The sequence below is a fragment of the Amycolatopsis sp. NPDC052450 genome (assembly GCF_044547565.1).
Lineage (GTDB): Bacteria > Actinomycetota > Actinomycetes > Mycobacteriales > Pseudonocardiaceae > Amycolatopsis.
The window spans coordinates 49,063-71,362 of record NZ_JBIUAQ010000021.1; the positions used below are offsets into that span (position 1 = coordinate 49,063).

The 22,300-nt window shown below is 69.0% G+C and carries 25 protein-coding genes and 2 pseudogenes; 16 read left to right on the forward strand and 11 right to left on the reverse strand.

Features of this window, described 5'->3' with window-relative positions:
* Positions 1 to 5: 5 nt before the first annotated feature.
* Genes ACIHAO_RS28770 through ACIHAO_RS28790 form a run of 5 tightly spaced genes read right to left on the reverse strand, consistent with a single transcriptional unit; the run spans position 6 to position 4,795 of the window.
* Positions 6 to 1,028 carry a GNAT family N-acetyltransferase gene (locus ACIHAO_RS28770; RefSeq protein WP_396562990.1) on the reverse strand — a complete coding sequence of 341 codons (1,023 nt, stop codon included), beginning with the start codon at positions 1,026 to 1,028 and terminating at the stop codon, positions 6 to 8.
* Positions 1,022 to 2,065, reverse strand: a complete 1,044-nt coding sequence (locus ACIHAO_RS28775) for a GNAT family N-acetyltransferase (protein WP_396562992.1) — start codon at positions 2,063 to 2,065, stop codon at positions 1,022 to 1,024. Before ACIHAO_RS28775 ends, ACIHAO_RS28770 begins: the two co-directional genes overlap by 7 nt.
* Positions 2,062 to 3,165 (reverse strand): hypothetical protein, encoded by a 1,104-nt coding sequence (locus tag ACIHAO_RS28780; RefSeq protein WP_396562994.1) that lies wholly within the window; start codon positions 3,163 to 3,165, stop codon positions 2,062 to 2,064. Before ACIHAO_RS28780 ends, ACIHAO_RS28775 begins: the two co-directional genes overlap by 4 nt.
* Entirely contained in the window at positions 3,159 to 4,073 is a 915-nt protein-coding gene (locus tag ACIHAO_RS28785; RefSeq protein ID WP_396562996.1) for a GNAT family N-acetyltransferase, read from the reverse strand. The genes ACIHAO_RS28780 and ACIHAO_RS28785 overlap by 7 nt, the downstream gene beginning before the upstream one ends.
* On the reverse strand, positions 4,070 to 4,795 hold the full coding sequence (locus tag ACIHAO_RS28790; protein WP_396563186.1) for a hypothetical protein: 726 nt from the start codon (positions 4,793 to 4,795) through the stop codon (positions 4,070 to 4,072). The genes ACIHAO_RS28785 and ACIHAO_RS28790 overlap by 4 nt, the downstream gene beginning before the upstream one ends.
* A gap of 322 nt (positions 4,796 to 5,117) precedes the next feature.
* Between ACIHAO_RS28790 and ACIHAO_RS28795 the strand changes: the two are divergent.
* From ACIHAO_RS28795 to ACIHAO_RS28820, 6 genes and pseudogenes are all read left to right on the forward strand, one after another.
* Positions 5,118 to 6,068 (forward strand): annotated as a pseudogene (locus ACIHAO_RS28795) (glycosyltransferase family 2 protein); the annotation flags it as partial.
* A gap of 387 nt (positions 6,069 to 6,455) precedes the next feature.
* Positions 6,456 to 7,031 (forward strand): annotated as a pseudogene (locus ACIHAO_RS28800) (acetyl-CoA carboxylase biotin carboxylase subunit family protein); the annotation flags it as partial.
* A 21-nt stretch (positions 7,032 to 7,052) separates the two neighbouring features.
* Positions 7,053 to 7,352 (forward strand): hypothetical protein, encoded by a 300-nt coding sequence (locus ACIHAO_RS28805; RefSeq protein ID WP_396563188.1) that lies wholly within the window; start codon positions 7,053 to 7,055, stop codon positions 7,350 to 7,352.
* Positions 7,349 to 8,620 (forward strand): hypothetical protein, encoded by a 1,272-nt coding sequence (locus tag ACIHAO_RS28810; protein WP_396562998.1) that lies wholly within the window; start codon positions 7,349 to 7,351, stop codon positions 8,618 to 8,620. The genes ACIHAO_RS28805 and ACIHAO_RS28810 overlap by 4 nt, the downstream gene beginning before the upstream one ends.
* Positions 8,621 to 8,641: 21 nt before the next feature.
* On the forward strand, positions 8,642 to 10,444 hold the full coding sequence (locus ACIHAO_RS28815) for a carbamoyltransferase (protein ID WP_396563000.1): 1,803 nt from the start codon (positions 8,642 to 8,644) through the stop codon (positions 10,442 to 10,444).
* The gene (locus ACIHAO_RS28820) at positions 10,441 to 11,133 is read left to right on the forward strand and encodes a hypothetical protein (RefSeq protein WP_396563002.1); all 693 of its coding nucleotides are present in this window, start codon (positions 10,441 to 10,443) and stop codon (positions 11,131 to 11,133) included. Before ACIHAO_RS28815 ends, ACIHAO_RS28820 begins: the two co-directional genes overlap by 4 nt.
* A gap of 74 nt (positions 11,134 to 11,207) precedes the next feature.
* Here ACIHAO_RS28820 and hemW read toward each other — a convergent pair whose 3' ends face one another.
* The 3 genes from hemW to ACIHAO_RS28835 all read right to left on the reverse strand — a co-directional run bounded on the left by hemW (position 11,208) and on the right by ACIHAO_RS28835 (position 13,151).
* Positions 11,208 to 12,422, reverse strand: a complete 1,215-nt coding sequence (gene hemW, locus ACIHAO_RS28825) for a radical SAM family heme chaperone HemW (RefSeq protein WP_396563004.1) — start codon at positions 12,420 to 12,422, stop codon at positions 11,208 to 11,210.
* A gap of 63 nt (positions 12,423 to 12,485) precedes the next feature.
* Positions 12,486 to 12,659: a hypothetical protein gene (locus ACIHAO_RS28830; protein WP_396563006.1), complete on the reverse strand. Its 174-nt coding sequence runs from the start codon at positions 12,657 to 12,659 to the stop codon at positions 12,486 to 12,488.
* 78 nt (positions 12,660 to 12,737) lie between these two features.
* The gene (locus ACIHAO_RS28835) at positions 12,738 to 13,151 is read right to left on the reverse strand and encodes a VOC family protein (RefSeq protein WP_396563008.1); all 414 of its coding nucleotides are present in this window, start codon (positions 13,149 to 13,151) and stop codon (positions 12,738 to 12,740) included.
* A gap of 83 nt (positions 13,152 to 13,234) precedes the next feature.
* On the opposite strand from ACIHAO_RS28835, the gene ACIHAO_RS28840 reads away from it, so the two are divergent.
* The 10 genes from ACIHAO_RS28840 to ACIHAO_RS28885 all read left to right on the forward strand — a co-directional run bounded on the left by ACIHAO_RS28840 (position 13,235) and on the right by ACIHAO_RS28885 (position 21,248).
* Entirely contained in the window at positions 13,235 to 13,807 is a 573-nt protein-coding gene (locus tag ACIHAO_RS28840; protein ID WP_396563010.1) for a TetR/AcrR family transcriptional regulator, read from the forward strand.
* Positions 13,808 to 13,960: 153 nt separating this feature from the next.
* Positions 13,961 to 14,047 (forward strand): putative leader peptide, encoded by an 87-nt coding sequence (locus ACIHAO_RS28845; RefSeq protein WP_360907593.1) that lies wholly within the window; start codon positions 13,961 to 13,963, stop codon positions 14,045 to 14,047.
* Between the two features lie 36 nt (positions 14,048 to 14,083).
* Positions 14,084 to 15,778: a nitrite/sulfite reductase gene (locus ACIHAO_RS28850; protein WP_396563012.1), complete on the forward strand. Its 1,695-nt coding sequence runs from the start codon at positions 14,084 to 14,086 to the stop codon at positions 15,776 to 15,778.
* Entirely contained in the window at positions 15,775 to 15,927 is a 153-nt protein-coding gene (locus tag ACIHAO_RS28855; protein ID WP_276368387.1) for an Insertion element protein, read from the forward strand. Before ACIHAO_RS28850 ends, ACIHAO_RS28855 begins: the two co-directional genes overlap by 4 nt.
* A complete protein-coding gene (locus ACIHAO_RS28860) occupies positions 15,924 to 16,619 on the forward strand; it encodes a phosphoadenylyl-sulfate reductase (protein ID WP_396563014.1) in 696 nt (231 codons plus the stop codon). Before ACIHAO_RS28855 ends, ACIHAO_RS28860 begins: the two co-directional genes overlap by 4 nt.
* An 11-nt stretch (positions 16,620 to 16,630) precedes the next feature.
* Positions 16,631 to 17,551, forward strand: a complete 921-nt coding sequence (gene cysD, locus ACIHAO_RS28865) for a sulfate adenylyltransferase subunit CysD (protein ID WP_125793185.1) — start codon at positions 16,631 to 16,633, stop codon at positions 17,549 to 17,551.
* Positions 17,551 to 18,813, forward strand: coding sequence for a sulfate adenylyltransferase subunit 1 (locus ACIHAO_RS28870; RefSeq protein WP_396563017.1), 1,263 nt, complete (start codon positions 17,551 to 17,553; stop codon positions 18,811 to 18,813). The genes cysD and ACIHAO_RS28870 overlap by 1 nt, the downstream gene beginning before the upstream one ends.
* Positions 18,810 to 19,559, forward strand: coding sequence for a sirohydrochlorin chelatase (locus tag ACIHAO_RS28875; protein WP_396563019.1), 750 nt, complete (start codon positions 18,810 to 18,812; stop codon positions 19,557 to 19,559). Before ACIHAO_RS28870 ends, ACIHAO_RS28875 begins: the two co-directional genes overlap by 4 nt.
* A gap of 212 nt (positions 19,560 to 19,771) precedes the next feature.
* A complete protein-coding gene (locus ACIHAO_RS28880; RefSeq protein WP_125793182.1) occupies positions 19,772 to 20,395 on the forward strand; it encodes a cyclase in 624 nt (207 codons plus the stop codon).
* 79 nt (positions 20,396 to 20,474) lie between these two features.
* On the forward strand, positions 20,475 to 21,248 hold the full coding sequence (locus tag ACIHAO_RS28885) for an enoyl-CoA hydratase-related protein (RefSeq protein ID WP_396563021.1): 774 nt from the start codon (positions 20,475 to 20,477) through the stop codon (positions 21,246 to 21,248).
* Positions 21,249 to 21,251: 3 nt separating this feature from the next.
* Here ACIHAO_RS28885 and ACIHAO_RS28890 read toward each other — a convergent pair whose 3' ends face one another.
* The 3 genes from ACIHAO_RS28890 to ACIHAO_RS28900 are packed head-to-tail and all read right to left on the reverse strand — an operon-like array spanning position 21,252 to position 22,296.
* Entirely contained in the window at positions 21,252 to 21,608 is a 357-nt protein-coding gene (locus ACIHAO_RS28890; protein ID WP_125793180.1) for a barstar family protein, read from the reverse strand.
* On the reverse strand, positions 21,605 to 22,081 hold the full coding sequence (locus tag ACIHAO_RS28895) for a ribonuclease domain-containing protein (protein WP_396563023.1): 477 nt from the start codon (positions 22,079 to 22,081) through the stop codon (positions 21,605 to 21,607). Before ACIHAO_RS28895 ends, ACIHAO_RS28890 begins: the two co-directional genes overlap by 4 nt.
* A gap of 11 nt (positions 22,082 to 22,092) precedes the next feature.
* Positions 22,093 to 22,296, reverse strand: coding sequence for a CDP-alcohol phosphatidyltransferase family protein (locus ACIHAO_RS28900; RefSeq protein ID WP_125793178.1), 204 nt, complete (start codon positions 22,294 to 22,296; stop codon positions 22,093 to 22,095).
* Positions 22,297 to 22,300: the final 4 nt, after the last annotated feature.

A 22,300-nucleotide genomic window follows, 5' to 3' on the forward strand; every position in this document is an offset into this window, starting at 1 on the left:
CAAGCTCAGAGCAGCGCCACCGCGGCCGCGTACTGCGGCACCAGATGCGCCCCCAGCGAAGCCTTCATCTCCGACATCTTCTTCCCGAACACCACCTGCGGCCGCCCGGCTTCCACCGCCCACCGCACCGCTTCACCGTAGAAGTGGAAGTACAGATCGGGCCGCCCGCCGAGTTCCGGGGGCAGCGCCGCCCAGTGCCGGGCGATCGGCAGCGTCGGATGGTCGAGAAGGGTCGCGACGGCGATCGCCCGGCCCGTGGCCGTCTCGCGGTACTCGATGACGTGCACGTCCGGCTGCCGCAGGAGGGCGCCCACGTACCCCACGAACGCCGGGAGCGGCACGATCGGCACATCGTGGTGTTTGGATTCGTTGTACCGCAGCAGTTCCGCGATCTCGACCGGATCGGTCTCGGCGCCCGGCCGCACGCGCACTTCGATCGACGGGTCGGCATCGAAGGTCCGGAAGATCTTACGCAGGTTCTGTTTGCGTTTCCTGGCCAGCGAGTACATCCAGTCGTCGCGGCTCGAGAACGGCGAGACGTCGAGGACCGCCACGTCCTCGGTCCGGCGCACCATCTTCAGCCTGCCGCGGACACTGTCCACACCGGACTCGCCGACCTGGCGTACCAGCAGTGCGCGCAGGCCGAAACCGAGTTCCGCGCGCATGGCCGGGACGAACGCGTCCAGCAGCCTGCCGACGCCGCCGTCGTCGTCCGCGCCATCGAACCACCAACCCGGCATCGCACCCGAACCGGGGGCACGGACGTCGAGCCCACCGATCCGTCCGCGTCCCACCGGGCGGGCGAACCGGTGCCGCCGGGTGAGGCCGGTGACCCAAGCGGAGCTGACCACGCCACGCGGTTCCCCGTCTTCGAGCAGGACCGTGACCGGCTGCTCGGTGCGCGCCGCCCACGCCTGGGTGGTGAGCACCTCCCAGCTCCAGTCCGCGCGCAGACCGGCCTTGGCCCGCAACGGTTTCCAGTAGGCGGGCTCCGGATCGCGGCGGGGGTCCAGCACTTCGATCACCATCGCGTCACCGGTCTCGGCACGATGACCCCGAGCAACGGGACCGGTTGGAAACCGAGTGTCGCCTTGAGGTCGGTCAGTCCCCGGCCCATCGACAGGGACTTCCGGTTGCCTTCGATCATGTAGCGCACATTCCGGACGACGGCCTCGAAGTAGAGGTGTTTCGGCCGTCCTTCTTCCGGGGCCAGCGCGGCCCAATGCTGGTGCAGCGGCGCGACGGGATGGTCGAGCACGTTGGTGAACGCGAGCAGTCTGCCCTCGCCGTCGTGGTAGGTCGAGGTGATCACGTCGGGTCTGCGCACGAGTTCGCCGAGGTATTCGGCGGTGACCGGACCGCGCCGGTCGAACTTCACCGGTCCCATCCGCTGACGGTGCTCCCGCAACATGGTGGCCAGTTCGAGTGCGTCGAGGTCGGTGCGGGCGGCCTCCGTGTGGACGATCACGTCCGGGTCGGCGGCGATCTTCTTCGACTGGCCGCGCAGGCTCAGCCGCCTGCTCCGGCGCAGGGACGCCAGCCACCCGTCGACGTCGACGAACCTGTTTTCCAGTACCGACGTCGGCATCGTGTCGCGCACGGGCCTGCCCCGTCCGGTCAGCATGTCGAGCGTTTCCGGCTCGACGGTCCGGTAAAGGACTCCGAGACAACCGGGTCCGGTGTAGCGGCAAACCGCGCGTTCGAACCGGCGCATGATCTCCCGCCGGTCGGCGGCGTCGACACCGTCCGCGAACAGCCACGGCGGGTATCCGGAAAGCCACGCGTGCTGCACCTCGACCCAGCGCGGCCCGAGCCGCGCCAAGCCGCGCACGGCACCGGGGCGGTCCGGCGAGACCGGGGCGCACAGCATCGCCAGTACCGCGGCGACGATCTCGCCTCCGTCACTGATCACCGTGAGCACGGTGGGGCTGCGGGAAAAGCGTGACTCCACCCGCAGCAACCCGTAGTCCCACGGAACCGGTGCCTGCTGTGCGACGAGGAATGCCGCCCAGCCCTCGGGTTCCGGATCGGTCCGCGGGTCGAGCACCCGCACGTCCCAGGTCATCGGCCCAGCACCGGTCTCGGCACGGCGACCGACACCAGGGACCTGGTGCCGAAACCGAGCGGGGTCTTGTTCTCGAGCATCGCCCGGCCGGCGGTCAGTTCGGGGCGCCGATACGTGATCATGTGTTCCACTCCCCTGGCGTAGAAGTCGACATAGAGCCCTTTCCGTCCGCCGTCCGCACTCGGCAGCGCGGCCCACTGGTGCAGCGCGCAGCCGTCCTCGGCGTCGAACACCGTGCCGAATCCCAGCAGCCGCCCGGATCCGTCGCGGTAAGTACGGGTGATGACGTCCGGACGGCGGACCAGTGCGTCCAGATAGGACGGTGCGATCGGGCTGCGCGTGTCCATGTGCAGCCCGCCGAACCGCGACCGCTGTCCCCCGGCCCAGGCGCGGTCGTCCTGCCTGGACCGGTGGGCGTTGAGCAGCACGGCCAGTTCGTGGCAGTCCAGGTCCCGGCGGGCCGTCGCCGCATCGGTACGCAGGTCCCCGTCTTCACGCAGTTCGTGCAGCGTCTTCCGGGTTCCGTCATCGAGCGCCTGTTCCCATTCGTCCACAGTGGAGTACTCGTTGGCCAGCACGGCGGCCGGGTCGATCTCGCGGGACATCCGGCCGCGGCCGTCCAGCGCCGGGAGGAGCTCCGGATTCATCGCGCGGTAGATCAGGCCCAGCAGTCCTGGGCCGAGGTGGGCGCACAGTGCTCGTTCGAACCGGCGGACCAGTTCCCGCCGCTCCGTCTCGTCCAGCCGCTCGTCGAGCACCCCGGCGGGGTATCCGCTGAGCTGCCAGAGGTAGGCCTCCGCCCAGCGCGGGCGGAACCGTCCACCCGGGACGGACAGCGGCGCGAAGTCACCCGCCCGCCAGCTCCGGCACACCATCACGGTGAACGCGCCGACGATCGTCCCGTTCCGGCGGAGCACCGCGAGCACCGCGGGGTTCTTCGCCATCCAGGCTTCCCGGCGCAGGACCTCGTACTCCCACACCGGCCACAGCCTCGCCCGCCGCAGGAAACCGCTCCAGCCCTCGGGTTCGGCCGCGCTCCTCGGATCGAGCACCTCGACCTCGAACGCGGTGCTCCGGGCCGCCACCTTCATCGTCACCATCCCAGTACCGGTCTCGGCACGGCCGCGGCGTACACCGGACGCGCCCGGAAACCGAGCGTGGCCTTGAGTTCGGGCAGTCCGCGCCCGGCGGTGAGCTCCTTGACGCCGCGCCGCGTGACATAGCGCATGGCGTGGATGTAGGAGTCGAACAGCAGTCCCCGCCGTCCGCCTTCGTCCGCCGGCAAGGTGCCCCAATGCTGTTTCGCCGGACTGTCCGGATGATCGAGCAGGGTGTTCACCGCGAGCAGTCTGCCGTCGGCGCCGGTGTAGGTCAGCGTGTGCACGTCCGCCCGCCCGGCACCACCCTCGACCACCACACCGGGGTCGGCGGCCAGCCTGCGCCGTTGCCGTCGCAGCCCACTCCGGCGCGACTTGGGCAGCGACGCGATCCATTCGTCTTCCGAAGCGAAGCGGTTTTCCAGCACCGCCACGGAATCGACGGCCTTCACCAGCCGTCCGGGACCCTGGAGGTCTTCGGCGAAGTCGTGACTCAGCGCCCGGTACAGGACGCCGAGCAGGCCGGGGCCGAGCCGACTGCGCAGTGCGCGTTCGAATTCCCGGATCAACGGCCGCCGTTCCGCGCCCTCGACCTGCGGCGCGAACGCGAGACCCGGGTAGCCGCTCAGCCAGGGTTGACACACCTCGGCCCAGAACGGACGAAGCAACCGGTGTCCCGGCGTCGGCGCGAAGCGGTACCGGAGCCGAGGACGGCACACCAGCACGGAGAACGCCGCGACGATCCCGGCACCGTCCGTGACGGTGGCGAGCATCGGCGGGTTCCGCGCGGTCCAGGCGTCGAGTCCCATCACGTCGTAGTCCCACACCGGATGCAGGCGGGCGGCACGGGAGAACTCGGTCCAGCCGCCGGGTACGGAGTCGGTGCGGGGATCGTGGAAGCCGATCTTCACGTGAGCACGACCGGTGTCCCGTGTCGCGGGCACGGCGCGATCTCACCACGGACGCCGCCCGCCGGGAGCACGTCCACGAACCGCGGGGAATCCTGACGCAGCAGCGTGAACGCGAGACCGCCCGTCGTCGGGCGCGCGTAGACGCGAGGCCAGTCGAGGTGCCACCGGCCGCATTCCTCGATCGCGCCCAGGTAGCCCAGCGCCGGATCGTGGAGCACTCCGTACGGGCCGGAGTCTATTGTGTCCAGTTCTCGTCGCGGTACCGATTCGACCCGGTACGCACGGTCTTCGGGCAACGCCGCCGCGAAGACGGCGAGCTGCTTGTCGTCACCGATCGCGAGCACGCGACGACCGCGGCGGAGCTCCGCCGACAGTTCCGCCAGCACACTCGGCGCCGGTACGTCGGGATCCACCACGCAGCAACGAACTCCACGCGGCAGGTCCACCGGCGCCCGCGCCTCGTCCCCGCCGAGCACGACGACCAGTGCGTCCCCGGTCACCGAACGTGCCCTGCGCAGCACGGGACCCAGCCCCCGGCTCGGCTCGATCCGTTGCGTGCCACCGGCGAGCGGTACCAGGTCGACGATCTTGTGCACGGCCTCGGCCAGCGGCGCCGCGCCGGCGTCCGTCCCGGTGCGACCGGGCACCAGCACGGGATCCGTCCTGCCGTCCAGTGCCCAGCGCTCGCGGTAGAACGGCACCGTCGCGAAGGCCGACCGCACCGACCGCCGATAGGCGGCCCGCCAGGCGGCACTCACCCCCACTGTCCACATGGCGCGCAAGCTTGCGTCATCGACGCCGGTTTGGGAATACCCCGCGCCTGGTTCATCCGGTTTCCGGCCGACTTCCCACCTTTTCGACTGAGCTGAAAGGACGAACTTTCGGGATGTGCTGGCGGGAACAAAGCGAGTCTGCCTATAACACGGGAACTTTCGAGCCGGCACGACCTGCCTGCCGCCTGGGGCCAAGGGGACTCATGAACCGTGAAATCACGACGAGTGACGCTGCGAACACGATAGCGCACTCACCGCAGGGATTCGACAGATGAGCTGGTCGATACCCGGACCTGTGCAGAGTGGACTCACCGTAGTCGTCCCGTGCTTCAACGAAGTCGACAACGTCGAGCCCTCCTATCAGGAGATCGTCGCCGAGTTGGGAAATCTCGCCCTCGAACTGCTCTATGTGGACGATGGGAGTACCGACGGGACGCTGGACGTCATCCGCGCGCTCGCGCACACCGACCCTCGGGTGCGGTACGTGTCCTTCACCCGGAACTTCGGCTTCGAAGCTGCCTTTTCCGCCGGATATCGGTACGCGGGGAAACCGTGGATCTTGCATATCGACGCCGACCAGCAGTTCCCGGCCGCCGAGGCGGGGAAATTGATCATCGCCGCCGAGGAGGGCAATGACGCCGTTTTCGGCGTGCGCACAAATAGGCAAGATCCCTTACTAAGACGCTGGGGCACCGCCGCCTTCCATTTCCTCGGCCGTCGCGTGCTGCGCATCGAAATCCCTCCCGGCGCGACGGCGTTCCGCCTGGTGCGCACGGAGCTCGCGCGCAAGATCGTCGATCTCCGGCTGGGCACCCCGTACTTCCTCGCCACCGTGCCGAGGCTGACCAGCCGCTACACCACCGTTCAGGTGGCACACCGGGCCCGTGAACGCGGCGAGTCCAAGGTCGGCTTCGGTTTCCTTTCCTCGCACGCCATCGAGTTGTTCGTCGGCTTCACCCGGCGGCTGACGACGGTGGCTTCGAGCACGGCGATGCTGACCGCCGGGACCTCGGTACTCGCCGGGATCGCGGCCGCCACCGGGCTTCTCGGCTTGACCGCCGCGTCGGCGCTGACGTTCGTCCTGTTCTCCGTGCTGCTCACGGTGCTCGCGTTGACCGTCCGCTACCTGGTCGTGGTCGGCGCGGGACAGCCGCGGCCACGGCAGTTCTACATCAGGGAAGCCAACTTCCCGGTCGACGAGGACGACCGGCTCTACGCCTCGGCCATGGCCGAGATCCATCCTGGGGAAAGGCAGGCGGGAGTGAAGAAAACCGAAGAGACGGCGGCACCTCGGAGCCTGGTGATCCTGGGCGGGGCCGACGGTTCGGTCAGCACGTACCACCGGGCGCGGGAACTCGGTTTCCGCACCGTCTGCGTGGACGTGCGCGCGAGCGCGCCCGCGGTGGCGCTGGCCGACGAGTTCGTCCAGGTCAGTGTCCGCGCGCCGGAGCAGATCGCGGCGGCGCTGGACGGACGGGACGACATCGCCGGGGTGCTCTGCCCGGCCAGCGACGTCGGCCTGCCCGCGCTCGCCTGGCTCACCCGGCACTGGAACCTGCCGGACCCGCTGCCCGAAGCCGCCGTCGCCGCGTCCGTCGACAAGTCCGTCTTCCGTGAACTCTGCGACCGGCTGCGCCTGCCGACCTATCGCAGTGTCGGCGGAAAGCCGGGACCGGATCTCGCGCTCGCCGCGCAGCAGCTGCGGTTCCCCACGCTGGTGAAACCGGTCGACTCCTCCGGCAGCCGCGGTGTCGTCTCGTGCGCGAGCCCCGGCGGCCTGGACACCGCGTTCACCGACTCGCTCGCGTTCTCGCCGTCCGGACGGCTGGTCGTCGAGGAACATCTCGACGGCTCGCACTACACGATCGAAGCGCTCGTGGTCGACGGCCGGATCGTGTTCCACGCGGTCACCCGGCGCACGCTCACGCCGCCGCCGTTCTTCGTGACGGCCTCCCATCTTCTGCCCGCCGGGCTGCCGCCGATGGTCGACCGCGCGCTCCCGGTGATGCTGGCCGGGTTGTGCGCGGAACTCGGCTACCGCACCGGGCCGCTCACGCTCGACGCGGTATTGGGCCGGGACGGGAAGTTCTACCTGATCGAGATGGGCGCCCGGATGGGCGGGAACGGCCTGGCCGAGGCGATCGAACACAGCACCGGCGTCGATCTGATCGCCGCGGGGATCGCCGCCGCGACCGGCGGTGAAGTGGTGCTCGCGCCGCGCGACCCGCGACCGACGCTCATCCACATCCTCGCCTCCGACCGCGGCGGCCGCATCGTGCGCATCGAAGGCGTCGACGAGGTCCGCGCCATGCCCGCGGTGCACAACCTGGAACTGTTCGCGGAGCAGGATTCCTACGTCAAACCGTACGAGCAGGCCGGCTACAAGATGGGGTACGCCGTGCTTTCGGCGCCGACCGTGCCCGAGGTGCTCGCGGCGGAGGACGAGTTGCGCGGCACGCTGAAGTTCCTGCTCGACGAGCAGGGAATGGCGGTACCGCTCCCTTGACCGGAACCTCACTCACCGGTGCCGCGCCGATCACGGCGCCGAAGCCGTCGATGGTGCTCCGGCTGCTCGCCGGGCGCGGCGTCTTCCGGCTGGCGATCCAGGCGATGGGCCTGGTGCTGGTCACCGCGTGGGGTGCGCACGACTACGGCCGGTTCGCCACCGCGCTCGGGCTGATGACCTGGCTCAACTTCGTGCCGTCCGCGGCGGAGAAGTCGGCGTTGAAATGCCTGCCCCGGCTGCGGATGACGCGGGACGCGGTCGCGGCGCTGGCCGTCCGCGTCGCCGTCGTCCCGGTGCTGGTGGTACTGGCGGCGATGGCGGTCGCGCTGATCGTCGCGCCGGACTCGGACGCCGCGCTGTACCTGACGGCCGCGGGCTGGTCGATCTCCGGTGGCCTGCTGATGACCGTCTCCGGCCTGCACCGGTTCAACGGCAAGTCCACTTTGGACGCGCTGGCGTTCACCGCGGGCGCGCTGGTGGTCGGCGCGGTGACGGTGGGCACCTGGTTCGTCCGCTGGCCGCCCCTGACGCATCTCGGTCTGCTGCTCGGCGGGATCCTGCTCATCCTCGGCTGCTCCGCGGCGCTGCTGCCGAAGAAATGGCTCCGGGTGGAAAGGATCGACGGGCACCGGCTCTGGCCCGCGTTCGGCCGGACCACCGTACTGCTCGGGATGACCGAGGTACTGGACGTCCTCGCGACGTCGTCGGTGTTCGGTGTGCTGGCGCTGGCGGGACGCACCGTCGACAGTGGACCGTTTTACGTCGCCTTGCTGGCCGGCAGCGCGTTCTGCTCGCTGCTGTTCTATCAGCTCCGGGTGCACCAGCCGGCTATTTCCGCCCGGCTGCGTGGAAGCGGGGCGGCGGCGGGCCGGGCCCGTGCGGTCGAACTGCTGAAACTGGTCGAACGGGGCGCGCTCGCCTTCCTCGTCCTGGTGGGCGTCGGTCTGGTGATCCCGGCGGCTCGCGCCGTGCTGACCGCCGAAGACACCACCGGCGCCTATGTGGTCCTCTGTGTCTTCGTCCTGGTCGAAACCGTGCTGTTCGCCGTGCGGCTCTACGCGGGCTTCCTGATCGAGAACACCAACAGCAAGGTCCTCACGCTCACCGCGTCCGCCTCGATCGCCGGTCTGGTCGCCACCCCGCTGGCCGCCGCCGCGCTCGTCCCGGCGATGGGGCCGGTCGGCGGCTTCGCCGCCCTCGTCTTCGCCATCGGCACGCGGGCGGCCGTGCTCCGGCGGCTGCTGCGCCGCCACCACCCCGAACTCTGAACGTCGCACTGGAGAAGGAACATGTACGTACTGGGAATCAGCAGGGTCCACGACTCGGCGGCCGCGCTCGTGCGCGACGGCGAGATCATCGCTTTCGCCGAAGAAGAACGCTTCACTCGCAAGAAGCACGACGGGGACTTCCCCGCGGAGGCGATCAAGTTCTGCCTGGAGCGCGGCGGGATCACTCTCGCCGACGTCGACCATGTCGCCTACTACTGGCAGCGCTGGCGCGAAGGCATCCACGCGGCGAAGGTGTTCGCGAAGTACTTCCCGGCGACGCTGGAGGTCTTCCGCAACCAGAACGGTGACGAGGGCGGCTCCTCCGCGGGCATGGTGGAGACGTTCAAGACCGGTGGCGGCAAGGGCGTCGACGACTATCACGTCGGCGGCGCGGTGCTCGCGCACATCAAGCGGTCCTTCACCCTCGAACGCGATGTGAAGGAGGCCGTGGGCTGGACCGGCCCGACGAAATTCAAGACGCATCTGGTCGACCATCACAAGGCACACGCCGCCAGCGGGTACTTCATCTCGCCGTGGGAAGAGTCGGCGGTGCTCACCTTCGACGGCATCGGCAGCGACGGGACCGCGACCTATCTGGGACACGGCAAGGGAAACCGGATCATCGACCTCCGGCGGATCAAGTTCCCGCATTCGCTCGGCGCGATGTATGCCGGCGTCACCGGGTACCTCGGCTTCTACCCCACCCGTGACGAAGGCAAGATCATGGGGCTGGCGCCGCTCGGCAACGACACCTACGTCGACGCGTTCAAGCAGCTGATCCACCTCGACGACGATGGCGGGTACGAGCTCGACCTGAGCTTCTTCGGCCACCATCGCACCGGCAAGCACGTGATGTCGAAGAAGTTCACCGACCTGTTCGGCCCGGCGCGGCCCAAGACCCGGGTCACCGCGGAGAACCCGGTGCCGCAGCACTACTGCGACGTCGCCTACGCGCTGCAGGTCACTCTGGAGGAAGCCGGACTGCACCTCGCGCGCTGGCTACAGCGGGAAACCGGGTCGCGGCGGCTGTGCGTCGCGGGTGGTGTCGCGCTGAACAGCGTGATGAACGGGCGGATCCTGCTGGAAACCCCGTTCGAGGACTTCTTCGCCCAGCCCGCGGCGGCCGACGACGGCTGCGCGCTCGGTTCGGCGCTGGAGGTGTCGGTCAGCAAATACGGCAAGCCGCGCCCCCGCGACGGCTATACCTACACCGGCCCGGACTACACCGAGGCGGAGATGGAACTGGCACTGCAGGACGCCGGGGTCCGCTACACCAAGGTCGACGACATCGCCGCACACACGGCGAAGAAGATCTCCGAGGGCAAGATCATCGGCTGGGTGCAGGGCAGGATGGAATGCGGGCCGCGCGCACTCGGCAACCGTTCGCTGGTGGCCGACCCGCGTGACCCCGACTCGAAGACGCGGATGAACGAGAAGGTCAAACACCGCGAGGCGTTCCGGCCGTTCGCCCCGTCATGCCTGGCGGAACGCGCGGGCGACTGGTTCGTCAGCGACTACCCGTCACCGGTGATGCTGCTGGTGTTCGACGTCCTGCCGGACAAACGCGACGAGGTCCCGGCCATCACCCACGTCGACGGGACCGCCCGTGTGCAGACGGTGAGCGAAACGGACAATCCGTTGTATTACCGGATGATCAGCGAGTTCGAGAAGCTCACCGGTGTGCCGATGGTGGTCAACACCTCGTTCAACGACAACAACGAACCGATCGTCGCCGGCCCGGCCGACGCGGTGGCCTGCTACCTGAAGACCGACGTCGACGCGCTCGCCCTCGGGCCGTTCTGGGCAGAGAAGGACGACCTGTGACCGCGACCTTGCCCGACACCGACGGCTGGATTCCCGCGCTTTACCGGCGACGCAAATGGTTGTGGCTGATTGCGGCCGTCCCGGCCGTGGTGACCACGCTGCTGATCATGGTGATCCTGCCTCCGGACCAGACGCTCGACAACGTCGTGGACTGGGCGTTCAAGCTGTGCCCGTTCGTGTTCGCGGTCGCCACGGTGGCGCTCTTCCCGCGCACCAAAGCGGGTCCGGCGCTGATCGTGCTCGCGGTGTTCGTCTACATGTCCTATTTGGACACCGAACTGATCATGCGGATCCAGGCGTTCGCCAGGAACGCCGCCACCGACGAGGACGCCTTCCAGCCGGTGTACCAGTTCGAACTGTTCATCGTGACGTTCATCGTCCTGTTCGGGCTGATGGCGTACCGGCTGGGCGGCGGCCGGACCGCGAACGTGCTCAAAACCGGGATCGCGGCGATCCTCGTGGTGATCTCGGGCGCGAACGACCTGACGTTCTGGGCGCTCAACGACGTCTGGGCGGCCGGGACGAAACCGACCGAGCTGAAGTGGGCGTCGCATATGATCGTGTTCCTCGGCGGACCGCCGAGCGTTCCGGTCGCGGTCGTGTTCATGCTGGTGCACCTGGTGCTGGCGGCGATCGTGGTGGCGCTGCCGGTGGGCCGGTGGGTGGACCGGGCACTGGGACTCAGGTAGGCGGCGCATGTCGCGAAAGCCACTTTCGCGACGTTGAAGGTTGCGAAAGTGGCTTTCGCAACGCGCTCTTCAGCTCACGTGAGCCGTCGCACCAGACCGTCCGCCAGCAACCGCCCGCGGTCGGTCAGCACGGCACGCTCCTGACCGTCCAAAGCGGACTGATCGAGTAGCCCTTCGGCGGCGGCGACCCGGGCTTCGGCCCGGCCGTCGTCGTCGAGGGCGTCGAGCGGAAGTCCTTCGGACAGCCGGAGTTCCAGCATCACGCGTTCCAGATGCCGATCCTCGCCGGTCAGCAGTTCGCGGCCCGCGGCGGGCGACTCCCCTGCCGCCAGGGACGCGGCGTAGCGCGCCGGATGCTTGACGTTCCACCAGCGGACGCCGCCGACGTGGCTGTGCGCGCCGGGTCCGGCTCCCCACCAGTCGCCGCCGCGCCAGTAACCGATGTTGTGCCGGCAGCGGGCTTCTTCCGAGGTCGCCCAGTTGGACACCTCGTACCAGCGCAGTCCGGCCGAAGCGAGGACGCGGTCGATCATCTCGTAGTCGGCGGCGAGCACGTCGTCGTCCGGCGCGGGCAGTTCGCCGCGGCGGATGCGGCGGGCGAGCGCGGTGCCCTCTTCGACGATCAGCGCGTACGCCGAGACGTGGTCGACGCCGGCCGCCAGCACCGCGTCCAGCGAAGCCTGGAGGTCTTCGATCCGCTCCCCCGGCGTGCCGTAGATGACGTCGAGGTTGACGTGCTCGAACCCCGCGGCGCGGGCCTCTTCGGCGGCCGCGACCGGGCGGCCCGGGGTGTGCACGCGATCGAGGATCTTCAGCACGTGCTGTGCGGCCGACTGCATTCCGAGCGATATCCGGTTGTACCCGGCGTCACGGATGCCCGCGAAGAACTCGGGCGAGGTGGACTCCGGATTGGACTCCGTCGTCACTTCGGCGTCCGGCGCGAGCCCGAAGGTGTCGCGAACGGCGTCGAGGACGCTTCGGAGACCTTCGGCGCCGAGGAGGGACGGGGTGCCACCGCCGACGAAGACGGTGTCGACCGCGGGCGGCTTCCCCAGCACGCGCGCGGCCAGGTCGAACTCGCGCTTGAGGCCTTCGAGCCAGGACTGCGGCGACGAACCGCTGTCCAGCTCTCCGGCGGTGTAGGTGTTGAAGTCGCAGTAGCCGCAGCGGGTCGCGCAGAAAGGGACGTGCACGTAGACGCCGAACGGCCGGGTGCCGAGCCCTTCCAGCGCGCTCTCGGGGAGCGCGGACTCGACGGGCGTGGTGGTTTCGGGCAGCAACGCGGGCACACCCCAGTGTCCCCCACGCGGTGAAGGCCTCCTTCCCCGGGGAAAGAGGCCTTCACGAACGAGCTACCGGTCGGCGATGCGCACCTTGACCGAGGTGGAGCGGGTGCCGTCCTCGAACCGCACCCAGACCAGGGTCTCCATGCTCAACGAATAGTCGTTGACCACGTGGTCCACCGACCAGTCACCGTGTTCGTCCGAGACGGCGTCGCGGCTCATGGCCACCTCGACGAGCACCATCTGGAACAGGTGTCCCCGGACGTCCCGCGAACAGCAGGGACGCCAGCACCATCGCGGCCTCACTCACCCGAAGCGGTATCAGGCCAACCCGTTGGCGGCCAGCCACTCCGGCGACGGCGGGATCACCTCGATGATGTCGATCAGGAAGCCGTTCAGGTCCTCGATGTAGAAGTGCCGCTGGCCGAATTCCTCGTCCACGAGTTCGGTGACGATCTTGACCCCCTCTTCGCGCAGCCGCTCGTATTCGGCCGCCGCGTCGGCGACCACGAAGCCGACCATGGAACCGGCCGCTTCCTGCGCCCGCCACGGCTCCGGCGTGGCCTTGTGACCACGCTTCGCGAAGCTCATTTCATAGCCGGGGACTCCGACGTTGAGGCTGGAGAACCAGTCGAGCTCGATCGTCACCGTCAACTGCATGTGCCGCTTCCACCAGGCGGTGGTCTCGGCGATGTCGTCGACGAGCACACAGGCACCGAAACCGCTGAGTTGCATCTGGTGTTTCCTCCCAGTTGTTTACCACTTGATGCGTAGTACTATAAGCATAGTGGTTTGACTGAGGCAAGGAGAATGTTCCGATGCGACAGAACCCGGAGCGCCGGACCGCGCTCACCGACGCCGCGATCACCGTCCTCGCCCGTGAAGGCGCACGCGGACTCACCTATCGCGCCGTGGACGTCGAAGCGGATGTCCCGCCGGGAACGACGTCCAACTACTTCCGCAACCGGGACCAGCTGCTCGGCGAGGTCGGCGTCCGCGTGCACGAACGGCTGTCGGCGCCGGCCGACGTGATGGCGAACCCGCAGGCCGAGACGCCGTCCCGCGACCGGGTCGGTGTCCTGCTCGGCGAGCTCATGGGGCGGCTGACCGCCCACCGCGAGCCCTATCTCGCACTGCTGGAGCTCAGGCTCGAAGCCACCCGGCGCCCGGATCTTTCGGCCGAACTGACCAAGACCATCCGCGAGGGCATCGACATGAGCGTCGACTGGCACGTCGCGGCGGGAATGCCGGGCGGGCGCGCCGAAGTCCTGCTGATGTACCTCGCGCTGACCGGGCTCACCGTCGAACGGCTGACCCTGCCGGAGGTCCTCGCGGACGTCACCGACGAGGAGGTCATCCGGGTCATCGTGGACCGCGTCCTGCCTTCTTGAGCCGTGCGCGTTCTGCGTCACAATGCCCGGTCGCGAACCCGGGCTTGACCTCCAAAGCATGCCTCTGACCTGCGAATACAGCCAAGTTCGGACAACGTTCCCAGCATTCGGACCGGCCTGGACCACATAGTGGGCGCGTGGCACGCTGAATCAATGACCCGCGCCGGAATCACCCTCGTGGCACGCCGCCACGTGGATCTCCGTCGTGTGGCGAGCGCGCTCTGTGCGACGAACCGCTGACTCCCCGCCACCACCACGATCTGCCGGAGGACTCCCATGTCGTCGCCCACGCGCGAAACCCCTGCCCGCACGCCCCGGGTGAAACAGAAACGGGGCGAGGGACAGTGGGCTTTGGGCTACCGCGAGCCGCTGAACCCCAACGAGCGGTCCAAGAAGGACGACAACCCGCTCAACGTCCGTGCCCGGATCGAGAACATCTACGCCCGCGGCGGCTTCGATTCCATCGACCCGGGTGACCTCCGCGGCCGGTTCCGCTGGTTCGGTCTCTACACCCAGCGCAAGCCGGGGATCGACGGCGGCCGCACGGCGACGCTGGAGCCCGAGGAGCTCGACGACCGCTACTTCATGCTGCGGGTCCGGCTCGACGGCGGCGCCCTGACCACCGACCAGCTGGCCGTGCTCGCCGAGATCTCGCAGACCCACGCGCGCGACACCGCCGACATCACCGACCGGCAGAACATCCAGTACCACTGGATCCAGATCGAGGACGTCCCGACGATCTGGGCGAAGCTGGAGAAGGCCGGGATGACCACGATGGAGGCCTGCGGCGACAGCCCGCGTGTCATCCTCGGCTCCCCCGTCGCCGGCATCGCCGCCGACGAGATCATCGACGGCACGCCCGCGATCGACGAGATCAAACGCCGCTACATCGGCGACCCGCGCTACTCGAACCTGCCGCGCAAGTTCAAGACCGCGGTCTCCGGGCAGCAGGACGTCGCGCACGAGATCAACGACGTCGCCTTCGTCGGCGTGAACCACCCCGAACACGGCCCCGGTTTCGACGTCTGGGTCGGTGGCGGCCTGTCCACCAACCCGATGATCGGGCAGCGGCTGGGCGCCTGGGTCTCCCTCGACGAGGTCCCCGACGTCTGGGAAGGCGTGATCAGCGTCTTCCGCGACTACGGCTACCGGCGGCTGCGCGCCCGCGCCCGGATCAAGTTCCTGGTGAAGGACTGGGGTGTCGCGAAGTTCCGCCAGGTGCTGGAAGACGAGTACCTCAAGCGCAAGCTGACCGACGGCCCGGCACCCGAGGTGCCCGCCACCCAGATCGACCACGTCGGCGTCCACCCGCAGATCGACGGGAAGTTCTACGTGGGCGCCGCGCCGGTCGCCGGCCGCGTCTCCGGGGCCACCCTGCTGGCGGTCGCCAAGGCCGCCGAGCGGGCCGGGTCGAACCGCGTCCGCCTGACCCCGCACCAGAAGCTCGTGGTCCTCGACGTTCCCGAGGCCGAGGTGAACGGGCTGAAGACCGAACTGGCCGACCTCGGCCTTCAGAGCGAGCCTTCGCCGTGGCGGCGCGGGATCATGGCGTGCACCGGACTGGAGTTCTGCAAGCTCGCGATCGTCGAGACGAAGGCCCGCGCGATCGAACTCGTCACCGAACTCGAGAAGCGCCTCGCCGACATCCAGGCCGAGATCGAGAACCCGGTGACCGTGCACCTCAACGGCTGCCCCAACTCCTGCGCCCGGGTCCAGACCGCCGACATCGGGCTCAAGGGCCAGATCGTCACCGATGAGGACGGCAACCAGGTCGAAGGCTTCCAGGTGCACCTCGGCGGCGGGCTCGGCCTCGACGCCGGATTCGGCCGGAAACTGCGCGGGCACAAGGTGACCGCGTCGGAGCTGACCGCGTACGTCGAACGGGTCGTGCGGGCGTACATCGCCGGCCGCGAACCCGGCGAGCGGTTCGCCCAGTGGGTCCTGCGGGCCGACGAGGGCGTCTTGCAATGACCGAGCGCGCGACCCCGTACCACTGCCCTTTCTGTGGCGATGAAGACCTGCGGCCCGAAGAGGGCGGCTCCTGGCTGTGCTCGGGCTGCCGCCGGGTCTTCACCGTGAAGTTCCTCGGACTGTCCTTTCCGGAGGTGTCACCAGGATGACCGCCACTGCCGACTACAAGACGCTCGCCGAACGGGCCTCGAAGGAGCTCGCGGAGGCGACCGCGACCGAGGCCCTGCGCTGGACCGCGGAGACCTTCGGCGACGACTTCATCGTCGCGTCGAACATGCAGGACGCCGTCCTCGTCGATCTGGCCACCCAGGTCAAACCCGACGTCGACGTCCTGTTCCTGCAGACCGGCTACCACTTCCCGGAGACCATCGGCACCCGTGACGCGGTGCAGGCGGTGTACCCGGGGGTGCGGATCGTCAACGCCGAGGCCGCGCAGAGCGTCGCCGAACAGGACGCCGAGTACGGCCCGAAGCTGCACGAGCGCGACCCGAACCAGTGCTGCCAGCTCCGCAAGGTCGTGCCGCTGCGGAACACGCTCGCGAAGTACTCGGCGTGGGTGACCGGCGTCCGCCGCGTCGACGCGCCGACCCGCGCGAACACCCCGATCGTCACCTGGGACGACCGCAACGGACTGGTGAAGATCAACCCGATCGCGCCGTGGTCCGACGACGAGTTCAGGGACTACATCGACGAGCACGGGATCCTCGAGAACCCGTTGGTGTCCATCGGTTATCTGTCGATCGGCTGCGCGCCGTGCACCGCCAAGGTCGCTCCGGGCCAGGACCCGCGCAGCGGCCGGTGGGCCGGGCAGGGCAAGACCGAGTGCGGCTTGCACGGGTGAGAAGGGACGACATGACCACGCTCGAACCGGTCGCGGCCGCGGCACAGGACAACCTGGCGGCGCTGGAATCCGAGGCCATCCACATCTTCCGCGAGGTGGCGGGAGAGTTCGACCGGCCGGTGATCCTGTTCTCCGGCGGCAAAGACTCGACGCTGCTGCTGCATCTGGCGATCAAGGCGTTCTGGCCCGCGCCGGTGCCGTTCCCGTTGCTGCATGTGGACACCGGGCACAACTTCGACGAGGTCATCGACTTCCGCGACCGGGTCGTCGAGCAGCACGGGCTCCGGCTGGTCGTGGCGAAGGTCCAGGACTGGATCGACGACGGCAGGCTCGAGGAGCGCGCCGACGGGATGCGCAATCCGTTGCAGACCACGCCACTGCTCGACACGATCGCCGAGAACAAGTTCGACGCCGTCTTCGGCGGCGGACGCCGCGACGAGGAACGTGCCCGCGCCAAGGAGCGGATCTTCAGTCTCCGCAACTCCTTCGGCCAGTGGGACCCCCGGCGGCAGCGCCCCGAACTGTGGAACCTCTACAACGGCCGGCACCGCCCCGGCGAACAGGTCCGCGTCTTCCCGCTGTCCAACTGGACCGAAGCGGACGTCTGGAACTACATCGCGCGGGAGAAGGTCGAACTGCCGTCGATCTACTACGCGCATCGGCGCGAGGTCTACCAGCGCGACGGCATGTGGCTCGCCGAAGGTCCGTGGGGCGGGCCGCGGCCGGACGAGGTCGTCAAGGAACTGACCGTGCGCTACCGGACCGTCGGCGACGGTTCGTGCACGGGCGCCATCGAATCGACCGCCGCCACGGTGGACGAGGTCATCGCCGAGGTCTCGGCCTCCCGGCTCACCGAACGCGGCGCCACCCGCGCCGACGACCGGATGTCGGAGGCGGCGATGGAAGACCGCAAGCGGGAAGGGTACTTCTGATGTCCAGCCTCCTCAGGCTCGCGACCGCGGGCAGTGTGGACGACGGGAAGTCGACCCTGGTCGGACGGCTCCTGTACGACACCAAATCCGTGCTCGCCGACCAGCTGGACGCGGTCACTCGTGCCAGTGTCGACAAAGGACTGTCCACTCCGGACCTCTCGCTGCTCGTGGACGGCCTTCGCTCGGAACGCGAGCAGGGCATCACGATCGACGTGGCGTACCGGTACTTCGCGACGCCGAAGCGCAGTTTCGTGCTCGCGGACACGCCGGGCCACGTACAGTACACGCGGAACACGGTGACCGGGGCGTCCACCGCGCAACTGGCCGTGCTGCTGGTCGACGCACGCAAGGGCGTCATCGAGCAGACCCGCCGTCACGCCGCGGTGCTCGCCCTGCTGGGCGTCCCGAACCTGGTGCTGGCGGTGAACAAGATCGACCTCGTCGGCTACGACGAAGCGACGTTCACCGTGATCGCCGAGGAATTCGCCGAGCACGCCGCCTCCCTGGGCTACGAACGGGGTTCCGTGCTCGCGGTGCCGGTTTCGGCGCTGGTGGGCGACAACGTGGCGGAGAAGTCGGACAAGACCCCGTGGTACTCCGGCCCGACCCTGCTGGAGCATCTGGAAACCGTGCCGGTGGCGCCGGATCCGCACGATTCGGCGTTCCGCTTCCCGGTGCAGTACGTGATCCGGCCGCGCACGGCCGACCACCCCGACTACCGCGGGTACGCGGGGCAGATCGCGGCGGGCACCGTCCGGCCGGGCGACGAGATCGTCGTTCTCCCGCAAGGCATCCGCAGCCGGGTGGAAGCCATCGACACCGCCGACGGGCCGCTCGCCGAGGCCGGCGCCGGTACCTCGGTGACCCTGTTGCTCACGGACGACGTCGACATCTCGCGGGGCGACCTGATCGCCGCCGCCGACCGGCAGCCGACGGTGACGGACGAGATCACCGCGACCCTGTGCTGGCTCTCGGCCAAGGCGCTGAAGCCGGGCGCCCGGGTGCTCGTGAAGCACGGGGCGCGGACGGTGCAGGCACTCGTCGGCGAACTCCACGCCCGCTTCGACGAGCAGGCCCTGTCCAGTGTGGACGATCCGGGCACGTTGGAACTCAACGACATCGGCCGGGTCACGCTGCGGCTGGCCGAGGAGATCGGGGTGGACGACTACGGCGTCAGCCCGCGGACGGGCGCTTTCCTGGTCATCGACCCGAAGGACGGCGATACACTGGCGGCCGGACTCGTCGGCGAAAGGTTCGCATGACCCCAAGCCTCACTCCGCCACTGGTCGCGGTCGCCCACGGCAGCCGCGATCCGCGGTCCGCCGCGACCATCCGCGCCCTGCTCGACGTTTCCCGCGGGCTGGCGCCGGGTCTCGACATCCGTGAGTCCTTTCTGGATCTCTCGGAACCGCTGCTCACCGATGCCCTGCGCGGGTTGTACGCCGAGGGGCATCGCGAGGTCGTCGTGGTGCCCTTGCTGCTCGGCGTCGCGTACCACGCCCGGGTCGATCTCCCCGCGCTCGTCGCCGAGGTGACCGCGGACTGCCCTGGCCTCGACGTGCGGGTATCCGGGGTGCTGGGCATCGACCCGCTGATCGAGACGGTCGCGCTGGACCGGCTCGCCGAGGCCGGCGCCGATCTGGACGATCCGGGGCTGGGTGTCCTGCTGGCGGGTGTCGGCTCGTCGAACGTCGCGGCGAACGACGCGGTCGCCGGGATCACCACCCGCTGGCAGTTGCGCCGCGGGCTGCTCGCCACCCCCGCGTTCGCGAGCGCCGCGCAGCCGGACGTTCCCACCGCCATCGCGCGGTTGCGGCTCAACGGCGCACAGCGGCTCGCGGTCGCGGGCTGGTTCCTCGCGCCGGGGCTGTTGCCGGACCGGATCGCGCGGCTGGCCCGCGAAGCCGACCCGTCGGTGGTCGTCGCCGGACCGCTGGGGCCGGATCCGCGGATCGCCGGACTCGTCCTGGACCGCTACGACGTCGCCGCCGCCCGGCTCGCCGCCTGATCATTCATCGGCACAGTCGTTCATCGGCACAGTAGAGCGGGCTCGTCCCGTTCGGGCGCTTGATACCGATTTTCGGAGGGTCTCGTTCCCAGTTCCGTCACGCCTCGCGCATGGGAACGGAGATTTCTTGACGAGTTACTTAACTTGCCGGTAACTCTCTAATCGCTGCGCAGCTCCCTCTCTCCCCCATCGAACCCCCAGGTAGGTGGAACATGAAGGCTGCCATCCGTGCCCTCGTCTGCGCGTCGGCCGTGCTCGTCCCGCTCGTCGGTCTCGCCGCGCCGGCTTCGGCGGCGACCACCGTCGTCTTCGACTGCGAGGCGAAGCCGCCGCTCGTCGGCAACAAGTACCTCAAGCTGAACCAGGACGCCGACGTCACCGCGCCTGCCACGGTCGCTCCCGGCGCCGCGCTCGACATCGTCATCGACCCGGCACCGAACACCGTCCCGGCCGAGGTCAGCGGCTACCAGGTCAAGCAGATCAAGGACTTCTCCCTGAAGATCCCGATCCCGGCGAACTCGACCTGGGTGAGCGCCGACCTCGCCGGCGGCTCCGGCATCGGCTCGACCCCGCCGAAGATCACCGTGTCCGGCAGCGTCGCGACGCTGAGCTTCCCCGGCCCGATCGCCGGCGGTTCGACGTTCGAACTGCCGACCGTGACGGCGCACCTCACCGCCGGCTCGTCCGGCACCATCGAGACGAAGCTGGGCGGCTCCAGCTACGCCGACCCGGGCCTGACGTTCACCGCCGTGGTCAGCGCCGGTTTCGACGTCTCCGCCCCGACGTCGTGCTTCCCGAACCCGAGCCCGACCTTCACCACGACGACGATCGGCTGACCCGTGCCTGCGCCACCGTCGCAGGAGATGGTGGCGCAGGCCACTGCCCGGCCCGACTTCGCCCATGCGAAGGTGAGGCATGGCTGACGAACTGGTGCACTACGACGTGGTGGGCGGCACCGCCACGATCACCTTGGACTCCCCGCACAACCGCAACGCGCTCTCCGCCCAGCTGCGACGTGAACTGAGCGAATCGCTGGACAAGGCACGGGCGGACGACGCCGTGCGGGTCATCGTGCTCACCCACACCGGCCCGGTGTTCTGCGCGGGAATGGATCTCAAGGAGGCCCGCGGCGCCGGCGCGGGCGCCCAGGGCGTCAACGAGTTCCCGAAGATCCTCGAGCAGCTGTGGACCAGCCCCAAACCTGTCGTGGCGAAGCTGGCGGGCCCCGCACGGGCGGGCGGGATCGGCATGGTGGCCGCGACCGACATCGCCGTGGCCGTCACCGAAGCGACCTTCGCCTTCTCCGAGGTGCGGATCGGCGTCGTGCCCGCTGTCATCTCGCTGACCGTGCTGCCGCGGCTCAACGCCCGCGCCGCCCACGAACTGTTCCTGACCGGTGACACCTTCGACGCGAAGCGCGCCGTCGAGATCGGCCTGCTGAACTCGGCCGTCTCCGCCGGCGAACTCGACGGCGAGGTCGCCCGCTACGTCAAGGCGCTCGCCCTCGGCGGGCCGAAAGCGCTCGCGGCGACGAAGGAACTGCTCAGCAAGCCTCGCCCGGCGACACCGAGCGAAGGCTTCGAGGCCATGAACAAACTGTCCGCCGGCTTCTTCGCGAGCGAAGAGGGCCAGGAAGGCATCACGGCCTTCGCGCAGAAGCGCAAACCGAACTGGGTGCCCGAAAGCTGAGCCTCAGTCGGGCAGGACGACGGTGAGGCGCCGGGAGTCCGTCCGCTCACCGGACGGCCCCAGCGCCCGCTGCGCGTCGGAAAGCACGCTGCGGACGGCCAAGTACGCCTTCGGGTCGCGCTCCTTGAGCAGCGAGGAACCGGTCCAGATCAGCACGTGCTCACCCGGCGCGAGCCAGGACAGGTCGGTGAGGCAGTCGTAGAGCGCGTCGAGGTTCTTCCCGAAGTAGTCAGGGAAGGACAACGCCTCCGCGATCGCGTCGAGTGTCGAAGCCTTGTCGACCGTCTTGCCGCCGTCGATAAGGTGCGGACGCGCTCCGCGGGCGAACGCCTTGTCCGCCGCTTCCTTCGCCGCGCTCATCGGCTGGGGTCCACTACGACGAAGGACTTGTAGTGGTCCTCGGTGTAGTACAGCTCCTTGCCGGAGCCGGTCACCATCCGCCGCGCTCCCCGATCCTGGCTGCCCGGCGTCTTGACCGTGTACTCCCGGTAGTAACCGGAAGCCTTGGCAGGCAGGACCTTTTCCCGGTTCTGGAAGGTCACGTCGTCGTTGCGCGGATACGGGTACGGCCCGCCCGCCTGGATGAGCTTCCAGGTGTCGGACGCCTGCGGGGGAAGTCCCGTGAGCGGTTTGACCGGAAGACCGGAGTCCGCACCCGCGACCTTGCCCTTCGCCTGGCTCGCGGCGTCGCCCGACGGCGCCGCCGAAGCGGACGAACTCGCCGGAGCACTCTTCGTGTCGTCACCGCTGATGCCGTCCTTGACGAACCAGCCTGCGAGCACCAGCACGATCAGGCCGATCAGGGCGGCGGTGATCCGCCTACGGTTGAACATGGTGTGCCAGCTTAGGAGGGCCGGTCGGAGTCGTTCGCATCGCGGGCCGTGCCGAAGAGCCGGGCGACCTTGCCGAAGACCGAATCGAGCACCCAAGCGGCGACCAGGCACAGCGGTACGACGACCGCCATGACCAGCACGAACTGCACGGGAAACGGGGCCTGCGCGAGCCACAACTCGACGCCGTCCCACCAGTCTGCAAGCCCGTTGAACACGAGT